Source organism: Leptospira sp. B5-022 (assembly GCF_000347035.1).
Taxonomy (GTDB): Bacteria; Spirochaetota; Leptospiria; order Leptospirales; family Leptospiraceae; genus Leptospira_B; species Leptospira_B cinconiae.
In genome coordinates, this window is sequence record NZ_ANIJ01000022.1 from 15,194 (window position 1) to 35,663 (window position 20,470).

The window sequence follows — 20,470 nt, forward strand, 5'->3', positions numbered from 1 at the left end:
GCCGTTTTGTTCCGTCTAAGTTTAGGTAGTTATGAAGCGGCTTTGGCTTTTGCCTATAATCTTATTCATGGTAGTAGCCCTCTTTAGTGAGGTCGCGTCCAGAGATTATAGTACGGTCAAAAGTTATTCCTTCCAAAAGAAATCAAGGACCCAATCCTTCCGAGATGGCGACGATCAAGGACTTCCTTCCTTGTTCTCCGCGGGCGCAGACGATGCGGTCTTCGGACTTATCGCTAAATTCTCTCAAACTGCCTGCGGATTAAAGAGCAGTCTTCTGCCAAACGATCCAGGTCGCAATTTTTACTTTCACACCCTAGCCTATCGTTATCTTTTCCTTCCCCCTCCGGTCTGACCGGTTTTCATTCTGTAAGTCCTCGGGAGGACTTTTCCCCGTAAAAAGCTAGATAGCGGTTTCGGGCAAAATTCCGCTTCGGCAAAAATAGAAAACGGGAAATCCGGCTCATCCTTCTCCTAAGTCTCCAACTTTAATCGATGGGCATTCTCCTTGAGGTTATATAAAGAAACAACTCGAATGGAAACCTATGTTTGGTTTCCTTCTTTTTTATACGGATACTCGGTTGACTATAATTGCCGGCATGAGAATCCATCAGTAAGAGGGCTTCTTGGAACTCGTTTCCTCATATCAAAAACAAAAGACCGGTTCCGGTCCGGAATGGTTGGATTGGAAATGGCAGATCCAAAATCGGATCAAAGATTCATCCGAGTTAGAAAACTATATCCGGATCAGTTCGGAAGAAAAAGAAGCATTGCTAACCTGTGGCGAAGTGTTCAGCTTCTCCGCTACTCCTTATTATCTTGGCCTCGCGGATCCGGAAGATCCGAACTGCCCTATTCGATTACAAGTCATACCAAGAAAGGAAGAGTTAGATACGAGAGCCTGGGATAGAAAAGATCCGTTGGCGGAAGAATCCTACATGCCGGTCAAAGGAGTGACCCATCGTTATCCGGATCGTGCACTTTGGTATCTTTCTCATGTATGCGCGGTTTATTGTAGGTTCTGTACGAGAAAAAGAAAGGTGTCCCAGTCTGCGGAAACTCCGGGAACAGAAGATTGGAAAGACGCAATCCATTATTTTAGAGAACACACTGAGATCAAAGAAGTGATCCTTTCCGGGGGAGATCCTTTAAATCTTTCCGATTCCAAGCTGGACTATCTACTTTCCGAATTAAAATCCATCCCGCATATCAACCAGGTGCGGATCCATACTAGGTATCCTGTTACACTTCCCATGAGGATTACTCATGAGCTTTGCCAGGTCTTAAAAAAACATTTTCCGATCTATCTGGTCACTCATTTCAACCATTCCAAGGAACTTACGGAACTTGTGAAGGAACGGATCGGGATGTTAGCGAAAGAAGGTGCCGTTACAGTCCTAAATCAGGCTGTACTTTTGAAGGGGATCAATAATTCCGTAGGAGCTTTGACGGATTTATTCTACGGACTGACCAAAATAGGGATCAAACCCTATTATCTGCATCATTGCGACGAGGTATTCGGGTCTTCTCATTTTAGGGTCCCAATAGAAGAAGGTGTGGAACTCATGAAGCAGATCCGAGGAAGTATCAGCGGACTAAGCGTTCCGTTATATGTGGTGGATCTGACGGGAGGAGGAGGAAAAGTGCCTCTGCCTGCGAACTATCTGGAAGAAACCAAAAATTCTTCCTATGTATTCCGAAATTATAAAGGAGATCTGTATGAGATCGGTTTCTAGAATTGTAATTCTACTCATATCCGCCCTGGCCCTAGAGGTATGTAAAAGCCACCAAGAGAATCCAAGCTCAGTCACACCTGAAAATCCGTCGGCACTTCGACTCAATTACGATGTAGTATATTATACCGGAGGACATTCCGTTTTACTCAACTCCGGAAGATTATTCGCCCGGGGTCTATTTTACGAATGTAAAATATCGGACAGCAATTCCAGTTTTGAAAGTTTCCGGGCCTCCTCTTACACGGAAGATAATTCCAACGATTTCAGACAATTGGTATCCGAAACGGACCAGTCCAAATTCAATTCTAGACAATTCCAATATTTCCCTATGGGAGAAAATTCCAGAGCCACAGTATTCTCAGGTTGTGCCAAAGGATCCGGGGCAGAAAAATGTTACGTCCGATGGGAATGGCAGAAAGAGACCTTCATTTTTGTGTTCGAAACCCAGTTGGAAAACAAAAAGGGATTGGGCACTGCGGAATTAGGAAAAGAATTCCACGAATTCGTAAGTCGGGGAATAAAAGCGTTTTAAGAGCGTATTTTCTTGACCGATTTCGATCCGGAAAGTATTTTATCCGGCGGGGAGAAGAGATCCCGGGGATAAGATAAAATGTGGTTAAAATTGGGGGATACCGAGGTCATTAATCTAGACTATATCTCCTCGATCAAAAAGAACATGGCGGCAAACTCCATAGAAATCACCTACCATGACTTCAACCATGTTAAATCATTACCCTTCGGAGATCCGGAAGATAGAGATCGGGCCTACAAAGCCATTTTGGAAAATCTTTCCAGAATGCGTTTGTTTTTCGAATAGAAATATCTTCTTATATTCCTAGAGTAGAGACCAAAGCGATCTTAAGTCATGGAACGTATTAAAGAAAATCTATCCAGTGTCTCCTCCCTAAAACCATTCGAACTTATATTTTTCGGGTCCAGACAAAGAGGAGAAGGAGACGAATTATCCGACTTCAATTTTCTTGTGCTCGCAGATCCTTCCGATCAGCTCAAAGGAAATTTTATCCGAGAGATTAATAGAGCTATGGAACCTCTCCAAAGCCAGGGACAGGTAAATTTACTCGCAGCAGACTGGGACGGATTCCGCACCAGAATGAAAAGTTACGACCCGGGAGCCATCCATATCTGCGAATTGGGTGAGCCTTACTTTGGATCGGAATACTTCCCGGTAATTAAAGAAGAATGGGACAAATTCAAATCCGAGCCTATCGACGGAAACACCGCTGGCAAATATTTAAGAAAACGTTATAGATTCTATAAAGGGATCGTACCTCGCAACACGAAGGAAGACGTGGTTCGGATGGAAAGACTTCTAACAGTCTATCTCCAAAACTGGATGTTCCGGTATATTGAAGATCTGGGAATTGCTGAGATCGTAAACTCGGATATTCCTTCTAGGATCGGGCCGATGTTCCGCGCCCTTTACTCTAAGGAAGCCAAGGGAAATACTTTGGAGCTACTTGAACTATATGAAGAAGTTCTAAAATTGAAAAAGGAACTCCGTTCTCCCGAGTCTCCTTTCTCAGTGGAAAGATTCAACCAACTCAAAGAAACTCTCCGCTTCGAAGAAAAAGAGATCCGCATTTTAAAACTGAATTATTGAAAGGCGGCCCCCACCCTGCTTTGGGAGGGGGGAGAGGCTCGTGGGAATTTCGAAAATTTCTATATCACAAAAAAAGCATTTTCACAATGCATATTTTTGAGGGGCGCGTGTAGGACCTCCTACAAATTTTTCTTTGAAAAATCGTTTACCTCTTTTGCAAAGATTGAAACGGCAATTTCACCACATCGTTTGCATCCAACGCAATAACGATCGCATCCGGAAAAAGTTCCGGTAAACGTGAAATCGTTTTACGAGCCTTTAACACCTACATAAAAGTATGAGAGACAGAAGAAGGCTCGTAGTATAGCAAGGAACTTTTTTCATTAGGATTTTCTAATTTCTTAATTCTCTCAGAATATCCGCATTTCCAGTTACCGCTAACGCGGCGGCCAAGCCCCCCATCATTGCCCCTGCAATGCCGGGAGAAGCCGCGTCCGCGCCGGTCAAATACAAACCCTCGATCGGGGTCCGCACATCGAACCAAGGACATTTTTCCTTCTTGTATCTTTCCGGCACACAGGCCAAACCGTAGATAGCTCCGTCCGGATGAGAAGTAAAGTGTTCGTTCGTGATCGGAGTGGAAAGTTCCGCAAATTCCACCAATTTAGTGAGGCCCGGGAATCTTACCTCCAAGGTGGAAAGTATACGATTTATAATTTTCTCTTTTAAGTTTTTATAATCTTCTCCCCTCTTCTTCCAAGGTTCGTCTTTCCAATCCGCAAAATTGGAATAATCCGTGAATGTGATCACATCCATCGTATGAGACTTCGCTTCCGGATTTTTTAAACTCGGAAAAGAAAGATATAAGTTCGGTATCTCTCCACTTTCCGAAAGCCAATCATTTCTTTCCGAAAAATTCTTATCATGGTCCGGAGAAGAGAAAATCCAATAATTCTCACCTTTAAATCCGAATTTTGCAGGACTCTCGGAAAGACCAAGATAGAGACAAATACTTGTGGTCATTCTTTCTCGATTATAAAAATCTTTTAGCTCCTTTCTGAAAGGTATCGGAACGGAATCCGGGATCAATTTTGTATATGTAGGATAGGCTCCTGCACATGAGATCACCAACGGAGCAAAAAAGTCCCGCTCATGGCCTTCTCCCCTCAACGCTTTTGCCTTAACACCTACTACCTTTCCATCCTTGATCAAGATCTCCTTTGCTTCTACGGAAGATAGTACTGCGCCTCCTTTTTCCTCAAGGATCGGTTCTATAGAATCGAAAATTTTACCGGCGCCTCCCACAGGATAATAACCTCCGTTTAGATAATGTTGCACTAACGTTGCATGCATCGCAAAAGCAACTTTAGAAGGAGGAAGACCGTAATCTCCCCATTGGGCTGCTAAAATTCCCTTCAAATCCTCACTCTTGAAATTTTTATCGAAATAATCCTTGAGAGTTACTATATTCCCCTCTCCAAGCAAGCCTGTAAGAGAATCTAGTGGAGGAGGAGAAAGCCTCATCATGATCGCTTTTCCAAAAAGGCCCGAAGTCCTTTTGATATCCTTGAAATATCTCTCGATGGCCTCTAATTCTTCAGGGAATTGACTGATCAAATCCGATTTGAACTTTTCCGGATCTCCATAAATATCGAATTTTCTAGACGGAAAGACCAAACGTTCAAAAGGTTCCGGCATTCTTTTCCAAACAAGTTGCCCTCGAGTGATCTTATCGGAGATCTTCCTGCAAAGCCCACCTTCATGCATGTCGCCTACATAGTGAATACCCACATCCCAATGGTACTTTCCTTGTTTTCTCTGGAATTCATGAGTAAAACCTCCCGGTTGAAAATGTTTTTCCAGGACCAGAACCTTCTTCCCTGCCGATTGGGCCAAAAGACTGGCGGTACATAAACTTCCCATGCCGGAGCCTATAAATATAATATCGAATTCGCTGCCTACTTGATCAATATTCATTGACAAACCTCTTATTCGCATTCAATGTGAACACTGAACACATTAGTAAGTATAATTAGACCCTTTAATGTAATACGTGTCAACATGAAAAATCTCCAAGAAAAAAATTCCTACCACCATGGGGACCTAAAAAGAGCCTTATTGGACGCCTCTATAAAGATCTTAAAGGAAGAAGGTTATAAGGCGTTAAGCCTCAGAAAGGCTGCCACCTTGGCCGGAGTCAGCCAATCCGCTCCCTATAGACATTATCCGGACTTGGAATCCTTATATGCCGATATTGCGGAAGAAGGATTTAAAATACTGGCCGAACGACAAAAGAGGTTAAGAGGGAAATATAAAAAGAGACCTTTACTTCTATTCAGAGAATCGGGAGTTTCTTATGTGGAATTCGCATTAGAAAATCCTGATCTATTTCGTATCATGTACGGAAATCAAATAGAAAGCCACCTAAAATACGATTCTTTGATCAAAACAGAAGACGAAACCTTTCAGATTATTGTAGCGATCATTAAGGATTGTCAAAAGGCGGGTTTGATCCCGGAAGGAAATACGGAAAAAGCGGCCACCTCCGCCTGGACTATGGCTCACGGAGTCGCAGTACTTTTATCCGGACAGCAGATGATGTTCAGGAATATCGATATAAAACAAGCAAGAAAGATCACTAAGGATCTAATCCAATTCTTATATACCGGACTGAAAGTGTAATTCGTAATTTAACGGCAAGACTACGAATTACACTGTTTTTGTACAAAAGCGAAAGTTTTATATTACGGAAGATATTCTACCTCTTATCAAAAAGATAATGAGAAACAATCCATTCTTCTCCGTTTTTGTATTTCCAAAGTTCTGCACAGGCCATAAAGAATGTTTTCCAATAGACAAACCATTTCACCGCCTGTTCTTTACCGTAAGTTTCCCCTAAAATTTTCAGGACTTCTTCTTTATTCTTATACATATTGGAGAGCCATGCTTCCGAAGTAAGAGCATAATTTTTACCGTTTACCACCCATTGGTTACGGATCTGAAAATTTTTCTGGAAATATAAAAAGAGATCATGAGAAGGCATTTGCCCTCCCGTAAAAAAATATTTAGCCATCCAATCCGTATCATCCACTACTTCGAAAGAATAAGCGAACTTTTTGTGAGTGAATATGTGTACAAAAAATTTTCCTTTCGGTTTTAGAAAATTTGCCAACCTTTCAAATAGGGCTTCGTAGTTTTTCATATGCTCCAACATTTCTACGGAGACGATCCTATCGAATTTCTGACTTGTTTTAAATACGTTCATGTCAGCGGTAATTATATTCAGATTCTTTAATCCTCTTTTTTTGGCTTCCGCATCTATGTACTTTTTCTGGCTTTTAGAATTGGAAACTCCCGTTACTTTGGATTTCGGATACTTCTCCGCTATATAAAGAGAAATAGATCCCCAACCGCAACCCAAGTCCAAAACGTTCATCCCATTTTCGATTTCCGCTCTTTCGCAGGTCAGATCCAACATTGTTCTTTCGGATTCATCTATTCCAACATCGGGAGAAGTCCAGTAACCGGAGCTGTACTTCATGTATTTTCCCATCACCAACTTAAAAAAAGCGGCAGGCACTTCATAATGTTGCTCATTCGCAGCCTGCGTATCTACGGCGATAGGAGATTGTTTTAGCGCATTCACATATTGAATGAGATGTTCTTGATTTTTCTCCAGACTTCCCTTGTCTTCCGTACGAAGTCTTTGACGCAAAAGTTGACGTATCCTGAATCGGATCAACCAGTCTGGGAAAACGTCTCTTTCCATTAAAGTATAGATCAGACTCATATTCAATTTTCCTATATTCTAAATTGTGGATCTACTTTTTGCGGAACCAAGGGAAGAAAGAGCTGGTCTTGGATTTGTATTCCAGGTAAAGATTACCTTTGGATCTTATTTGCCCGATCTCGTTTAAAGGGATCCCTGTGATCTTCGTTAAAAGGATCAACATGATTAACGGGGAGATAAGACCGATCCATCCCCAAGGCGAAGCGAGAGAAACAAGACCGAAAGAGACCCAGATCACCCATTCAAAAAAGTAATTCGGATGTCTACTGTATCTCCAAAGACCAACATCGCAAACCTTTCCTTTATTCGCTGGATCCAATTTGAATTCCGCCAATTGAAAATCGGCTACCGATTCCCCCCAAAGCCCTATTATAAAAACACAGAGACCGATCAATTCCAATGGATGTGTTTGTATGGAAGGATTTAGCGCGGGAAATAAAAAAGGAAGGCTTAAGATCGTCCCTAGGATTCCCTGGAATTGGAATACGTTCGTAAAAAACTTTCGATCCACCTGGTCTCCGTATTCTTTTCTGAATTCGGTATATCTTGCATCTTCATGGCCTGTCAGAACTCTTGTGGTAAATATAAAATAAGAAAGTCTCCAACCCCAAACTGTTGCCATAAAAGCAAAAATCGCCTTTCTAACCGAATAAGCGTCGCCTAATAGAAAATATATGATTGCAATCGTGGAGATACAAAGCCCCCATCCCACGTCTACTATCGCGTAGTTTTTGATCAACTTCCCGATCAACCAAAGGAAGCTCATCAAAAAAAATACGACCACCCAGGCAATGAACATCAAGGATACGGCTTTTTCGTACATTAGGATACTCCGATATATATGGATCTTACTTACGAACGATCCGGCTTGCTTTTCTGACCAGGATCAATAATAGAAAATACGAGATACCTGCAGGTATAGGTACCATACAACTCCAACCCAAAACCGCATATCCTGCGGAATGAGAAAGACCTTCCAAAACCTGGGAATTGTCCCCTTCTACAAGTTTATAAGCCCAAGCCAGATCCAATTCCTTACCCGATAAATAAGCCCCTAGTTTTAAAAAAGGGACAATTAGAATAACTTGAAATGGATACATCGCATAATTCGCAATCTGGATCGAGACCGGGTTTAATCTTAGAATGAAACCTAAGAACGCACATAACGCCATAGTAGTCCCGATCAAAGGAAAAATTCCTATTGCTCCTCCTATAGCAAGAGACAACGCGATCTTTTCCGGGCTGGTTCCGGTTTTTAATTCTTCTAAGATCCTTGTTTTTGTCTTAGTCAAAAAAGAAGGTTTCCATTCTTGGTTTTCTAATTTTGTCACTGGGTATTCAATCCGAGATTATTCGGCCTGGTATACACTACCTGCACCACGCTGATGTTTCTCATATAGAAGGCCGCGGCGCAATACGAAAAATAATATCTCCACTTACGCAAAAAGGATTCGTTATAACCCATGTTAGCGATCGCAGAAAGATTCTCTTCGAATCCCTTCTGCCATGACATTAGAGTACGATCATAATATCTTCCTATATCTTCCACTTCGTGGAGGAACATATCTCCAGTTTTATTGATCGCCTGATTGATCCTTGCAATGGAAGGTATAAGCGAACCGGGGAAAATATGTTTTTGAATAAAATCCACGCCCTTTCTAAAAGACTCATATCTTGAATCCGGGCAAGTGATGATCTGGTGAGCCATAAGTCCGTCTTTTTTCAGGACCCGATTACACATGGCAAAGAAATCTTCGAAATATTCGTGCCCCACTGCTTCCAACATTTCCACAGTTACGATCTTGTCATAAGATCCTTGCACTTTCCTGTAGTCTTCGAGCCTGACTTCTATTTTATCTTCGAGACCCATTTCGGAAATTTTTGTTTTTGCAAATTTATATTGTTCTTCCGAGATCGTATAAGAAGTTACTTTGCACCCGTAGTTTTTAGCGGCATACGTAGAGAAAGCCCCCCAACCTGTTCCAATCTCCAAAAGGTGATCAGAGGGTTTAATTTTTAGTTTTTTACATAAATTTTCTATCTTTGCAATCTGTGCTTCCTGCAATGATCTTGCCGGATCGGAAAAATATGCGCAGGAATAAGTCATTGTAGGATCCAAGAACTTCTTATAAAAATCGTTCCCTAAATCGTAATGTTCCGTAATATTCTTTTTACTTCCTCGAACGGAATTTTTTCGGAATAAATGTAGGAGTCGATTCCCCAAATTCATTAAGGTAAGATGAAGAAAGTTCTTATTAGAGCCGCTGACAGAAGGTGTACTTTCCAAATTTAAAAGAAACCAACAGATGATCGCACGAATATCATCCGTATCCCAATCACCGTCCATATAAGATTCTGCAAGACCAATATCTCCGTACAATACCAATTTTTTGAAAAACTTTCTGTCTTTTACTTGTAAGATCGCATGATGAAACTCAGGAGGATCAGAAGAATTCGGATTTCCTAAATATCTTTGTCCACCGTCCGGAAAAAGAATGCGTAAAGACCCTCTTTGCATTCCCGACAAAGCGGAGAAAAAGAGTTTTTCATAAAAACTTAAAGTTCCGGTTTCGGAACCTGAAGTTTCCTGTAACGGTTCTACTTTTACAATATTATCGCCTTCCAAGATGCAAACCTCTTTGTTTGTCCAACCCTTCGTTCTTTCGTATGAAAGGTAGTTTTTTTAGGTAAAGAAGTAAGGCCTGCCAGTGAATGAGTCCGATTACCCTAATAGTTACGAAAGGATATTTTAGGAACATTCGGATCAGATTTAGATCCGTTAGATCCAAAACCTTTCCGGTATAAGTTGTCACCATGACCCTTTCTCCTTTTTCGAAAGCGTCTATCCTTAAGTTTATCTTTCCACCTTGGGGCGGATTTAAATAAAATTCGAACTCCGAGTCCAAACTGACGAACGGAGACACATAAAAGAACTTCCCCTCTTTTTTTTTAAATCCTTTTTGATCAAAGGATCCTTTTCCAAGGAAGTATAACTTCATTTCTCCGAATGTATTTCCAACCTCGGCAACGGCGCAGAGTGGATTTCCGTCCTTATCCTCGGCAAAATAAAACGATACCGGATTGAAGACGTAGCCGAATACTCTTAGGTTGGTGATTAGCGTTACCTTTTCTACCTTTTCTTTGACTCCCTCTTGTCTTAAGTACTCTAAAAAATTTTCTTTTAACCCTTCTTTTCCGAAGTTTAAATGGTCCTTATCCTTAAAAGAAAATACTCGAAACTTATTATTTCCAAGCATCCATAAACGATCGTTTACTCGATCAAGTTCGTCCAGGTCCAATTGGAATGTAAAGATCCCGTAATTAAACCGATTCGGTTTAGGGGTCTTACGATCGTGCATAACCCTGGCTTCGACTATCTTGGAATTTAGTTCCATACCTTCCTTCCCAGCAGGGTCTCCGATAATTCTTTCGCGGACCAAAAGGCATCTTCATGGAATCCGTATCTAAAATAACTTCCGCAGAAATAGATCGGTCCCTTACTATTCAATTCGGATAATCTTTCTTGGGCTTTCAGGGATCCGACGTGAAAAAGAGGATGTTCGTATTTTATCCTTTTCAAGACCTTTTTAGGATCCAGAAGCCCAGGGTCTCCTATGGAAAGAAAGTAATCCTTCTTTTTGGAAACTCCTTGTAAGCTGTTCATCCAGTAGATCGTATGCGGACGTATCTGTCCTTGGATCAGGTCCATTCTATAATTCCAAGAAGACCAGGCTGACCTTGTATTCGGCATCACAGCATCATCCGTATGTAAGGTTGCAATATTCTCCTGGTATTCGAATTGAGATAATAATTCTTTCTGCAAAGTTGACGGCTTTTTTAAAATATTTAAGGAACTGTCTGCATGGCAGGCAAGTATCACCTTGTCGAATACTTCGGACTTCTTTCCTTTGAAAGTAAGTTTGGCCTTTCCGGCCGGAGTAACTTCTACACCTAAGACCGGTGAGTTAGTATGAAATCGATCCCGATTTGGCGTGATCAACCTCTTTACATACTCAATCGAGCCTCCATCCACAGTGTACCATTGGTGTTGAGTGTTTAACCCTAAAAATCCATGGTTTAAGAAGAAGCGAACTAAAGAATAGGCGGGAAATTCCAACATCAAATCTTCCGGAGTGGACCAAACCGCCGAACTCATCGGTACAAGATAATATGTCAAAAGATCAGGATGATACCCTTCTTCTCGGATATATCTATGTAAGGAATACTCTTTATATTTAGGATCTTGTAATATTCTAGGGGATTCCTGGTTGAATCGATTGATATTTAAGAGCAAACGTAAAAATCGAAAATTGAATATATTCTTTCTTTGGGCGAATAAGCCACCCAATCCGGAACCGCAAAATTCCAAATCATCAGGAACATGTTGGACGCTGAAAGACATACTCGTCTTTTTTGTAGGAACGTTTAACTCTTCGAAAAATCGTTTTAAGTTCGGATAGGTAACGTGATTGAATACTATAAATCCGGTATCTATAGGGATCTTCTTTTGTTCTTCCGGAACGAATACGGTGTTTGTATGCCCTCCTACATAGTCGGCTTTTTCAAATACCGTAATTTCGTAATGGTCCCGTAAAAAATAAGAACAGCCCATTCCGGCAATACCCGAACCTACAATGGCAAGCTTTTCCTTTTTTTTCTTGGGGATTTGTTTAGATTTCTTTTTGAGGGGAGGATTCTTTTTCAAAAACTTCCTTCTTCCTTACTGTTCCGTATCTCATTAGAAAACCTTTCGAGAAAAGATTCCGAAGGTTTCTGTATAGACTCGGTTTTTACGAATACGGTTTGGAAAATTTTTTCCAAAACTCCGCCATTAAAAGGAAATTCCTGATTTTAGTAAAAACAAATTCGTATCCGTTTAGATTCGGTTTGTTTAAACCTCGTAAGAATATTATAAGCTCTTGTATTTCTTAAACTTACAAGCCGAACCCATAAGCAAGAGTAATATATCTTAAGATACGAAGCGAAAACACTACCAATGCAAAGATCCAAAACTTCTGGCGAAAGAATCCGGAAAGTACAGTGATCGGGTCTCCTATAAATGGGAGAAAAGAAAAGCCCAAGGCCCAGTATCCCCATCTGGACATTCTTTCGGCCCAGCCGGCATACGTTTTCGATCTGGAAATCCTATCTTCTATTTTTTTTCCGAACCAATAGCCCAGAGAATAGTTGAATGCGCAGGCGGCACAGTTCCCGATCGAGGCCCAAAATACCGCTTCGGCTGGAGAAAATCCGGACCAGATCGCCCCCATAAGTGCTGCCTCGGAACTGAATGGTAACAAGGTAGCGGCGCCGAAAGAAACAAGGCTTAGTCCAGGGCCTGCGTATGCCTGTAGAAGTCCCGACAAAAATTTTGATAATTCCAACGGAGACTCCAGGGCCTATATTTTTTTCAGTACAAATCCAATTTCAAATGACCCCTTCGAGCCTTGAAGAGGATATGTAAAGTAAGACAATTTTGGTATAAGAGCGCCTAACCTAGTAAACAATAAATAGATTTTTATACTATAACGTTCTTCATCCATTACATTTTTGACCGGAGCCCGATACGTGAGATCCACAAAACTCGATAAAAAGATAATATTCTACCTTCTAGTTTCCCTTTTTACTCTTTTTCCATTCTCTTTATTTGCGGAACCTTTTACCCTAATTGGAGAGGGAACTCAAACCTCCCCTTTCACTGCAAAGATAGGAGTCGGAGCTGGACAAGCAGAATATCAATACGGTCTTGCGGGTAGATCCGAAACTTTCAGAGCGGGCATCGAATATAATCCCAGAAATTTGGGTTTCGAACTCGGAGTCAACCGTGCTAGTTATTTCGTTCCCCAAGACCGTTCCACGGAGATGGCTTCCGCGATGATTCTTTCCGCTCCGTCCTTCGAAAACTTCGGATATTATTTTGCCGCGGCGGCAATGATCGATAAGGTTACCTTCTCCAAAACATTTTTAGATCTAGGACCCACATTCCATTTCCGTCCTGGATCCAAATTCGATCCATATATCGGAGCGGGACTAGGGATCGCAGATATGGGCGCAAAACAATCCACATTAAGAGCTTACGGTAAACTAGGAGTTCGTATGAACTTCGAACGCAGCTTTGTGTTTTTAGAAATCGAGGGCGCTTCTATCAACCGTCATTTCCAAGGAGAAAAGTACATCTACGGCGAAGGTTCTGGAATTTTCGGATTCGGTTATTATTTCGGATCGGGCTCCGCATCCGACAACAAGGAAACTCCTCCCAAAAAAGAGAAAGAAGAAGAACCAGCACCTAAGCAGGAGGAGATTAAAAAAGAAGAGGTAACCCCTTCTACGACATCTACGACGGAAGAAGATAGATCCACTGAAGAGAGTCGTTGAACCTATCTCAAAAATACTTTAGAATAAGCCTGGAGTAAATTCTTCTTATCTTTTAAGGGGAAATAACGCAATTTTTCGTTTTACCTCGGCAAACGACCTAAAAACAATACGAAGCAAGCGATAAGAGCCTGCTTCGTATGGACATCTTCCAGTTTTCCTATCATTCTATCGGCTATATTTCCGGGACCATCTTTACCGTTTTTCTAATCGTTTCTTTACTGAAGTTAACGGGTAAAACTTTACAAGCTTGGATTTTGGTAGTTTATCTATTTTTCGTACTATTTTTAAATTTCGGATTTTTAGTCCGAACTTCTTTTTTTCTGCCTTCCTTATCTAAACCGGCATGTTTCCTGATCGCTCTATATACATCCTTCTCAAACTTAGTACTTTTGTATTTTATATATTCCTTTTTCGGAATAGATCGTACAAAAGAATCTAGGCTCGCATTATTAACGATATTTGCAGCCGGGATGTTCGGGTTTTCGTTCTATGTATTGAAGAACATCAATTCGGAAGTTTCTTATAATTTCAGCATTCAAATGTTCGAATTTCAAAAACCGGAGTCTACAGCTCCGATGGGGTCCATCCATTTTTTGACATTTATTTGGATCTTAGTAGTGATCCTTAAGCAGAACATAAAGGTAAAAAATGAACTTACCCTTGGACCCGATGCCGATTCGAAATTAAATAAGGAAAGAACCGTCCAAATGTCCCGCAATTTCGGGTTGGCGATCTCGGTTCACGCGTTGTTCTCCCTTACTTATACTTTTTACGGATTGGGCTATCTTTCTTTTTCCAATTTCCAACTGATATTGACTTCTGCCACAAGTTTACAACTCTTCTTGTATACGGTTCTGTATTTGAATTACTTTCCGGAACCTTCTTCTTTTATGATCAAGATACTGGGCGTCTCGCTGGCTACGGTATTGATCTTATTTTGTGTGGTTTCTCGGATCAGTTTTGTTCTGATCGAAAGTCATTATGACGAGGCAAGAAAAACGGAAATAGAGAACCTAAGAGAAAATTTAAAATTAGGAAGAGGCAATATTCTGCCTAAGGATGTGTTATATTTAATTTCCAGTTCGAATCCTAATAACACATCTCGATCGTACCTTTCCCGAAACTACGAGGGGGAATATATCTCCAAAAGAATGTACAGATCATTATCACTTCCGGAAAGTAAACCCGTATACATTATCTGGTATACATTTTACTCGGAAGGAAGGATCTACGAAATAGGCTATCCGTACGAATCCTATAGCAAAATGGTCCATTCCATCGTTTCGATTATTGCCTTGATCTTAATTTTTTCTTCCCTCTTTTTGGTCCTCGCACTTCCTTATTTGATCCGTAAAGGACTTAGAGATCTGCAAACAGATCGAAAGATATCTTGAACTTCCGATCTTCTTTATATTAAACCAGGAGCTTTCGCATCTGCTCCGTGACGGAAGCTGCCGCTTTTCGGGCCCCTTCCGCAAAATCAGGGCCGGAAGAAGAAAATATGATACTTCTGGAAGAATTGACCAAAGAATTTTTTCCGCAAACGGAGATCACTTCCTCTAAAGAAGCTCCCTGTGCACCGTAACCTGGGATCAAAAAGATACGATCCGGATGGGCTTTACGAATTTCTAATAATTCCTTGGGATGAGTCGCTCCCACTACCAACCCCACATTCTTAACAGGAAATTTTTCGCTCAATGCAGCCACTTCTCTGTAAAGCGTCCTACCTGTTTCGGAGAATGTTTTTTGTTGGAGTTCCGCAGAATCCGGGTTGGAAGTTAAACAAAGTAAGAACACCATCTTGGACTCGTCCTCGATAAACGGTTTGATCGTATCCGATCCCATATAAGGAGAAAGAGTCAGTGAGTCCACTCCCAGCTCTTTAAAAAAGAACTTCGCATACTGTCTTGCGGTATTATCCAAGTCTCCCCGTTTTGCATCCGCAACGATCGGGATCTCGGGATAATTCGTTTTGATATGAGAGATCAGTTTTTCGAATTGTTCGATCCCTTTGGAACCGAACGCTTCGAAGAAAGCGATATTCGGTTTATATGCGACTGCGTATTCTGCGGTAGCGTCTACAATCTCTCTGGAGAATACGAAAAGTTTGTCCGGAAATTTTTCTAAGGATGGCGGAAGTTTAGCGATGTCAGGATCGATTCCAACGCAAAGAAGGGAGTTTAACTTCTCCCTTCTTTTTACGAATTTGGAATAAAAATCCATTATTTCCTTACGATGTACTCTTGCGCGAATGGAGGAAGAGTAAACGCAGCCTTATGGATCTCGGCAGAGTAATATTTTAAACCTTTCGGAACTCTTTTAGGATCCGGCTCTACCTTATAAGGGTCCGGTCCTTTGGAGCAATACGTGAAACCTATAATCCCGGAAGGATACGTAGGAACCACCGTAAAGTAATATCCGCAGTGATCAAATACCTGAGGAATGAACTGAAATAATTCCTTAATTACTTTTCCGTGATAGTAAAAACTTTCCGCCTGAGTGGTACAGATCCCTCCTTGTTTCAAGGAAGCGGCCATCGTCTCATAGAAAGGTCTTTTAAATAGAACTTCCGCAGGGCCGACAGGATCGGAAGAATCCACGCAGATCACGTCGAAATATTCCTTATAGTCCTGTACGTATTTTGCTCCGTCTTCGTATGCGTGTTTGACTCGAGGGTCTTTCATCGCATTTGCGATCTCAGGGAAATACTCGTAACAAACGTCCACAACTCCCTTGTCAATCTCGCAAAGATGTACTTCTTTTACGGAAGGGTGTTTTAGGATCTCACGAACGGTTCCTCCGTCCCCACCACCGATCACTAAAACTTTTTCAGGATTCGGATGGCTCATCATAGGAACGTGAGCGATCATTTCATGATACGCGAACTCATCCGCTTCGGTCATCATGACCACCCCGTCCAAGGTGAACATACGACCGAAACTTTGGGATTCGAATACGTCTATTTTTTGAAAAGGAGTCTTACGGGAATGTAAGAACTCCTTCACTCTAATCTTGAGAGCCCTTCCGTTGGGTAACTCGAGGGTCTCGTCCAGCCAAAGTTCCAATAGTACCTCTTAGAAGCGGTTTGTTACCGTAAGACGCATTGCGGCGCCTTTAAAAAATTTGCGAGTAAACTCAGCCGCAACTTTAGGATCGTATCCTTTACAAGAGAAGATATCGATATAAGAAGTATTGGTATCGTTTGCGAAGTGAGCGGAGATACAAGAAGTCTCGATCAACTGCACCATAGAGTAACCGGCAACACGATCGTCTTCTCCGAAATAAACTACTTGGGTCTCGCCGAAACGTTTCATTTCGATCAGATCGCAGAGTTCGATCACATATTGTTTGATTGCATCCGCGTCACGGATCAGAGCCGCATCACAGTTTTCCAGATCGATGGAAGTTAGAAGTCCCCAAGCTCCGTCTTTGAAAGGTTCATACACTTTCAATTCAGGATCCGATTCGATCTTGGACTGGATATAAGTAGGGAAACTTCCGTTGAAACGTTTACGGACAATTTCTGCCTCTTCGTTGCGAGCCCATGCGAGTTCAGGGTTTTTCATCGCAGGATGATACGTAATCTCTTGGCCGGCTTCGATGTCACGAAGAGCAACCAGGGTGATATCTCCCTGAAAACCGCAATTTGCATCCGCAGACTGGCGAATATAATGTACGGAATCAATTCCGTCATCATGCAATGGAGAAACCAGATAGAAATCCTTATGAACCCTATGCGGAGAAGAAAGTCCGGAAAGTCCTGCAAGTTCATTCTTATGAACTGCTTTTCCTCCCCAAACTGCCACAACCTCTCCCGCAGAGATAGCTTCCTTCGTATAAAGGAAAGCTTCGCCCTTGTCGGTAGTAGCGATTTCGATACTGTTTCTTAAATAAGAAAAACGATTAACAATTTTAAGTTGGTCTTGGATCTTTAGGCTCATTCTCTGATACCTCTCCTCATAAAAGTTTGAAAATAAGTGAAGTCGACCCTTCCTCCCGGAGAGGGGAACTCGTCTTTATCAATTAGGGTGTTTCCGGCTCTGCCGGAGAGAAGATACTTATTTCCCAACTGGCTTGTGAGGTAGGTCTACGCCAAGTTTCAACAAACCGCGCTTCATTTCCACTACGGAGATGCTCTTTGAGCCGAAGCGTTCCTTGAGATATTCCAAAGCTGCCTGATTATCGATCAAGTCTCCGCAAGTGAAGACGTCGATAGCGCAATAACCGTATTCTGGCCAGGTATGTATGGCAAAATGGGACTCGCTCACGACAACCACACCGCTCACACCAAACGGACTAAATCTATGAAAAACAGATTTAACTGTGGTGGCGCCGGAGAGGTCGACTGCCTTCAACATGATATCTTCTACCAATTCGTGATTGTTGATGGTCTCGTAATCACACTCATAAAATTCTGCAATTACGTGCTTTCCCAATGCGTTCATCTACTGCCTGACACCTCCGAACCGGTTTTGGTTTAGTAACCGAGCATGCGTATGACTATGTTTTTTTGTCAACTCTCTACGTAAATTTATATTTATTTTTTCTGTTCAGCTTTTTCTAAGATCGGAAGATCCTAGAAAGATATTATATTAGAATTTTCTGACGAGTCTTAGTCGGAGATTCACACAAGGAGCATTATCATCAAAAATACACGAATTCAAAAATGGGTCCTTTTGAGCTTTTTCGGGGTTTTTTGGGTTATTTTAGGTACGCTACTTTATACAAATAGGGAGAAGTTCGGTTTCTTAAAGACTTCTTCTTTTGTTTTTCATTCCAAACAAGAAGCGATCTCTAACGCGGAGAAGAATGGAAAAAAAGGGATTATACTAATCTTAACTCCTAACTCTTGCGGCGAGTGTGGCGTAAGTACCACATTCCTAGAGGAATTAAATACTTTAGGTTGGACTATCTTACGATTGGAAGAAGAAGATCCCGACTACGAAACCATCCTCTTGGACGATAGATTTTCGGAAATACTGCCTGCAATCCAAGAATCTAAACCAGCTTGGGGAGTTTTCAATTTGGGAGAAGGGCTTTTGCTGACAAAACCTGGATTGCCCAACAAATCGGATCTAGAAACGATTCCGTAATATTAAGAAGAGGCAAAACTCTTTTCGGTTCGCACGGAGACCACAAAATTCACTGAGGGAGTTGGTCCTACATGAATCACTCTGTGTGCTCCGTGTTCTCTGCACGAAACGTCTTTCTCTAAACGTTTAATCTCCCTTTTTCAGGAATTCGGAGATGGAGTTCTTGTCCTTCTCTAACGAATGTCTATGGATCTCTTCAATCACAGTTTCGATCACGGAGCCCATTAAGAATACTCCGGAGTTTACTTTTACGTCGTAACTTCTCTCGGATTCGCCCGGACCAATCTCCTTGTATACGGAGAATCCCTTGATGGTGACGATGGAATCGTTTCCTGGGGGTGCGATCGTAAATTCATGGGTGTTGGTGGAAAGATCGAATACGGAATCTTCCAAAAGAGAAGGATCGGAAAGAAGTGTAGCAAGCACCTTTGGCAGGGATTCGGCTAACTTTACCTTTCTTTTTTGGTAAACTTTGTTTCCCTCTTTTCTTTCCTCTAATAATTCCACGTTCTTTAATTCGGGGAATCTATCTAAATATTTGTATCTATCTTCTCTCGCTCTGAGTAGATCTTGGAGGGGAACTGGGAAAGTTTGTACTACTTTATATTGTTTCATCCGTGGTGCCTGAGGATTTGTTTAAGCCGTTTCCCGGGCAGTTTGTTCATATTTCCCCGCTCGGGAAACCCTTTTTTCCTCCCGGTTGAAAGGAAAAATCCGAATGACAGGCTGGCCGTAAAAGGGGCTCATGACTGAAGATCTTGCGCTAATTTCAAAGAATGAAAGACAGAACTTGGATAGAACTTTCCAGAGCGGCGATCTCAGCGAACCTGAAAAATTTTCGCGCCCTTCTCTCCCCCAAAACCTTACTAACTGCGGTCATCAAATCAAATGCGTACGGTCACGGACTTTTAGAAACTGCGGAGCTTGCCTCCCAAGCCGGAGCGGATCTTTTCGGTGTAAACTCTTTGGAAGAAGCAAAACTTCTACGCGCAAAATATCCCGAGTTTAAGATCCTGATCATGGGAGAAATCCCGGAACTTGCAGAAAGAAGTTCCGAAGTTTCGGACCCGAATTTTTGGATCATCGTATCTCGAACCGAAGAAGTAAGAATTTTAACAAATTGTAAACCTTCTCCTCAGATCCATCTCAAGGTGGATACCGGAATGGCTCGCTTGGGTTATTCAGGTACGGATTTGGAGAGAACACTTTCAGAGATCAAATCGGAAGGGCTGAAGGTAGATGGGATCGCGACCCATTTCGCAAGCACAGAAGATGTATTAGAGCAGAAATACTCCAAAGAGCAGATGAAATCTTTTTCGGAAGCGATCCTTCTCGCGGAAAAATTCGGATTCAAAAATTTAGTCAAACATGCATGCGCTTCCGCGTCTACCATGTTGTTTCCGGAAGCACATTACGATCTGGTACGTGTAGGGATCTCCCTCTACGGACTCTGGCCTAGTTTACAGACTAGACTTTCTTTGCATCTAAGCGGCAAAAAAAATTTTAATCTTTCTCCCGTTCTTTCGTGGAAAACCAGGATCGTTCATATCAAAACCGTTCCGGAAGATAGTTATGTGGGTTACGGATCCACATACCAAACAAGCGCCCCTACGAGGATTGCAGTCGTGCCGGTCGGTTATTACGAAGGATTGGATCGAAAACTTTCCAATAATGGAGCCATGCTCGTAAAAGGGAAACGAGCGAAGATCCTTGGAAGGATCTGTATGAACATGACCATGTTGGACATCACACATATCCCCCTGGCCCGGATTGGGGACGTGGTTACGATTTTAGGCAAAGAAGGGGAAGAAGAAATCTCCGCCGACGATTATGCAAACTGGACTTATACGATCAATTACGAAGTTACCACTCGGATCAGCGAGTCGGTCCCTAAAAAAATAACAGAGTAAAAAGAGAA

The 20,470-nt window shown here is 41.9% G+C and carries 23 protein-coding genes; 10 read left to right on the forward strand and 13 right to left on the reverse strand.

The genetic code is table 11. The features are described 5' to 3' along the window. Window positions 1–31 precede the first annotated feature (31 nt). The 5 genes from LEP1GSC192_RS10360 (at window position 32) to LEP1GSC192_RS10380 (ending at window position 3,354) form a co-directional block, all read left to right on the forward strand. Window positions 32–352 (forward strand): hypothetical protein, encoded by a 321-nt coding sequence (locus tag LEP1GSC192_RS10360; RefSeq protein ID WP_036089748.1) that lies wholly within the window; start codon window positions 32–34, stop codon window positions 350–352. 271 nt (window positions 353–623) lie between these two features. Continuing rightward, entirely contained in the window at window positions 624–1,733 is a 1,110-nt protein-coding gene (locus LEP1GSC192_RS10365; RefSeq protein ID WP_020769981.1) for a KamA family radical SAM protein, read from the forward strand. Next, window positions 1,717–2,265, forward strand: coding sequence for a hypothetical protein (locus LEP1GSC192_RS10370; RefSeq protein WP_020769953.1), 549 nt, complete (start codon window positions 1,717–1,719; stop codon window positions 2,263–2,265). The genes LEP1GSC192_RS10365 and LEP1GSC192_RS10370 overlap by 17 nt, the downstream gene beginning before the upstream one ends. A gap of 78 nt (window positions 2,266–2,343) precedes the next feature. Further along, window positions 2,344–2,550, forward strand: coding sequence for a hypothetical protein (locus tag LEP1GSC192_RS10375; protein ID WP_008589214.1), 207 nt, complete (start codon window positions 2,344–2,346; stop codon window positions 2,548–2,550). A 48-nt stretch (window positions 2,551–2,598) separates the two neighbouring features. Further along, window positions 2,599–3,354: a hypothetical protein gene (locus LEP1GSC192_RS10380; protein ID WP_020770113.1), complete on the forward strand. Its 756-nt coding sequence runs from the start codon at window positions 2,599–2,601 to the stop codon at window positions 3,352–3,354. 333 nt (window positions 3,355–3,687) lie between these two features. On the opposite strand, the gene LEP1GSC192_RS10385 is transcribed toward LEP1GSC192_RS10380, so the two are convergent. Then, window positions 3,688–5,271 carry an NAD(P)/FAD-dependent oxidoreductase gene (locus LEP1GSC192_RS10385; protein ID WP_020770084.1) on the reverse strand — a complete coding sequence of 528 codons (1,584 nt, stop codon included), beginning with the start codon at window positions 5,269–5,271 and terminating at the stop codon, window positions 3,688–3,690. Window positions 5,272–5,355: 84 nt separating this feature from the next. Here LEP1GSC192_RS10385 and LEP1GSC192_RS10390 point away from each other — a divergent pair, with 84 nt between their 5' ends. After that, a complete protein-coding gene (locus LEP1GSC192_RS10390) occupies window positions 5,356–5,976 on the forward strand; it encodes a TetR/AcrR family transcriptional regulator (RefSeq protein ID WP_020769939.1) in 621 nt (206 codons plus the stop codon). 76 nt (window positions 5,977–6,052) lie between these two features. On the opposite strand, the gene LEP1GSC192_RS10395 is transcribed toward LEP1GSC192_RS10390, so the two are convergent. From LEP1GSC192_RS10395 to LEP1GSC192_RS10425, 7 genes are all read right to left on the reverse strand, one after another. Then, entirely contained in the window at window positions 6,053–7,084 is a 1,032-nt protein-coding gene (locus LEP1GSC192_RS10395; protein ID WP_020769920.1) for a cyclopropane-fatty-acyl-phospholipid synthase family protein, read from the reverse strand. A gap of 31 nt (window positions 7,085–7,115) precedes the next feature. After that, window positions 7,116–7,907 carry a DUF1295 domain-containing protein gene (locus LEP1GSC192_RS10400; protein ID WP_020770087.1) on the reverse strand — a complete coding sequence of 264 codons (792 nt, stop codon included), beginning with the start codon at window positions 7,905–7,907 and terminating at the stop codon, window positions 7,116–7,118. A 25-nt stretch (window positions 7,908–7,932) separates the two neighbouring features. Further along, window positions 7,933–8,415: a DUF2062 domain-containing protein gene (locus LEP1GSC192_RS10405; protein WP_020769919.1), complete on the reverse strand. Its 483-nt coding sequence runs from the start codon at window positions 8,413–8,415 to the stop codon at window positions 7,933–7,935. Beyond that, window positions 8,412–9,710: a cyclopropane-fatty-acyl-phospholipid synthase family protein gene (locus LEP1GSC192_RS10410; RefSeq protein ID WP_020770137.1), complete on the reverse strand. Its 1,299-nt coding sequence runs from the start codon at window positions 9,708–9,710 to the stop codon at window positions 8,412–8,414. Before LEP1GSC192_RS10410 ends, LEP1GSC192_RS10405 begins: the two co-directional genes overlap by 4 nt. Beyond that, window positions 9,697–10,479, reverse strand: a complete 783-nt coding sequence (locus LEP1GSC192_RS10415; RefSeq protein ID WP_020770047.1) for a DUF1365 domain-containing protein — start codon at window positions 10,477–10,479, stop codon at window positions 9,697–9,699. The genes LEP1GSC192_RS10410 and LEP1GSC192_RS10415 overlap by 14 nt, the downstream gene beginning before the upstream one ends. Further along, the gene (locus LEP1GSC192_RS10420; protein ID WP_020770001.1) at window positions 10,470–11,789 is read right to left on the reverse strand and encodes an NAD(P)/FAD-dependent oxidoreductase; all 1,320 of its coding nucleotides are present in this window, start codon (window positions 11,787–11,789) and stop codon (window positions 10,470–10,472) included. The genes LEP1GSC192_RS10415 and LEP1GSC192_RS10420 overlap by 10 nt, the downstream gene beginning before the upstream one ends. A gap of 229 nt (window positions 11,790–12,018) precedes the next feature. Beyond that, window positions 12,019–12,468, reverse strand: a complete 450-nt coding sequence (locus LEP1GSC192_RS10425) for a YqaA family protein (protein WP_020770062.1) — start codon at window positions 12,466–12,468, stop codon at window positions 12,019–12,021. A gap of 184 nt (window positions 12,469–12,652) precedes the next feature. Between LEP1GSC192_RS10425 and LEP1GSC192_RS10430 the strand changes: the two genes are divergently transcribed. Beyond that, window positions 12,653–13,459, forward strand: coding sequence for a hypothetical protein (locus LEP1GSC192_RS10430; protein WP_020770106.1), 807 nt, complete (start codon window positions 12,653–12,655; stop codon window positions 13,457–13,459). Between the two features lie 137 nt (window positions 13,460–13,596). Then, complete coding sequence (locus tag LEP1GSC192_RS10435) at window positions 13,597–14,853, forward strand: hypothetical protein (protein ID WP_020770032.1); 1,257 nt, start codon at window positions 13,597–13,599, stop codon at window positions 14,851–14,853. A gap of 19 nt (window positions 14,854–14,872) precedes the next feature. On the opposite strand, the gene pyrF is transcribed toward LEP1GSC192_RS10435, so the two are convergent. From pyrF to speD, 4 genes are all read right to left on the reverse strand, one after another. Next, window positions 14,873–15,682: an orotidine-5'-phosphate decarboxylase gene (gene pyrF, locus LEP1GSC192_RS10440; protein WP_020769929.1), complete on the reverse strand. Its 810-nt coding sequence runs from the start codon at window positions 15,680–15,682 to the stop codon at window positions 14,873–14,875. After that, window positions 15,682–16,524, reverse strand: coding sequence for a polyamine aminopropyltransferase (gene speE, locus LEP1GSC192_RS10445; RefSeq protein WP_020769997.1), 843 nt, complete (start codon window positions 16,522–16,524; stop codon window positions 15,682–15,684). Before speE ends, pyrF begins: the two co-directional genes overlap by 1 nt. 9 nt (window positions 16,525–16,533) lie before the next feature. Further along, window positions 16,534–17,400, reverse strand: a complete 867-nt coding sequence (locus LEP1GSC192_RS10450; protein ID WP_020770061.1) for an S-adenosylmethionine decarboxylase — start codon at window positions 17,398–17,400, stop codon at window positions 16,534–16,536. A 117-nt stretch (window positions 17,401–17,517) separates the two neighbouring features. Then, window positions 17,518–17,904, reverse strand: a complete 387-nt coding sequence (gene speD / locus LEP1GSC192_RS10455; protein ID WP_008596834.1) for an adenosylmethionine decarboxylase — start codon at window positions 17,902–17,904, stop codon at window positions 17,518–17,520. 231 nt (window positions 17,905–18,135) lie between these two features. Here speD and LEP1GSC192_RS10460 point away from each other — a divergent pair, with 231 nt between their 5' ends. Then, window positions 18,136–18,552 (forward strand): hypothetical protein, encoded by a 417-nt coding sequence (locus tag LEP1GSC192_RS10460; protein ID WP_020770085.1) that lies wholly within the window; start codon window positions 18,136–18,138, stop codon window positions 18,550–18,552. Between the two features lie 126 nt (window positions 18,553–18,678). Here LEP1GSC192_RS10460 and LEP1GSC192_RS10465 read toward each other — a convergent pair whose 3' ends face one another. Continuing rightward, complete coding sequence (locus LEP1GSC192_RS10465; RefSeq protein ID WP_020770141.1) at window positions 18,679–19,167, reverse strand: DUF2505 family protein; 489 nt, start codon at window positions 19,165–19,167, stop codon at window positions 18,679–18,681. Window positions 19,168–19,328: 161 nt separating this feature from the next. Here LEP1GSC192_RS10465 and alr point away from each other — a divergent pair, with 161 nt between their 5' ends. Beyond that, window positions 19,329–20,462 carry an alanine racemase gene (gene alr, locus LEP1GSC192_RS10470; protein ID WP_020769969.1) on the forward strand — a complete coding sequence of 378 codons (1,134 nt, stop codon included), beginning with the start codon at window positions 19,329–19,331 and terminating at the stop codon, window positions 20,460–20,462. Window positions 20,463–20,470: the final 8 nt, after the last annotated feature.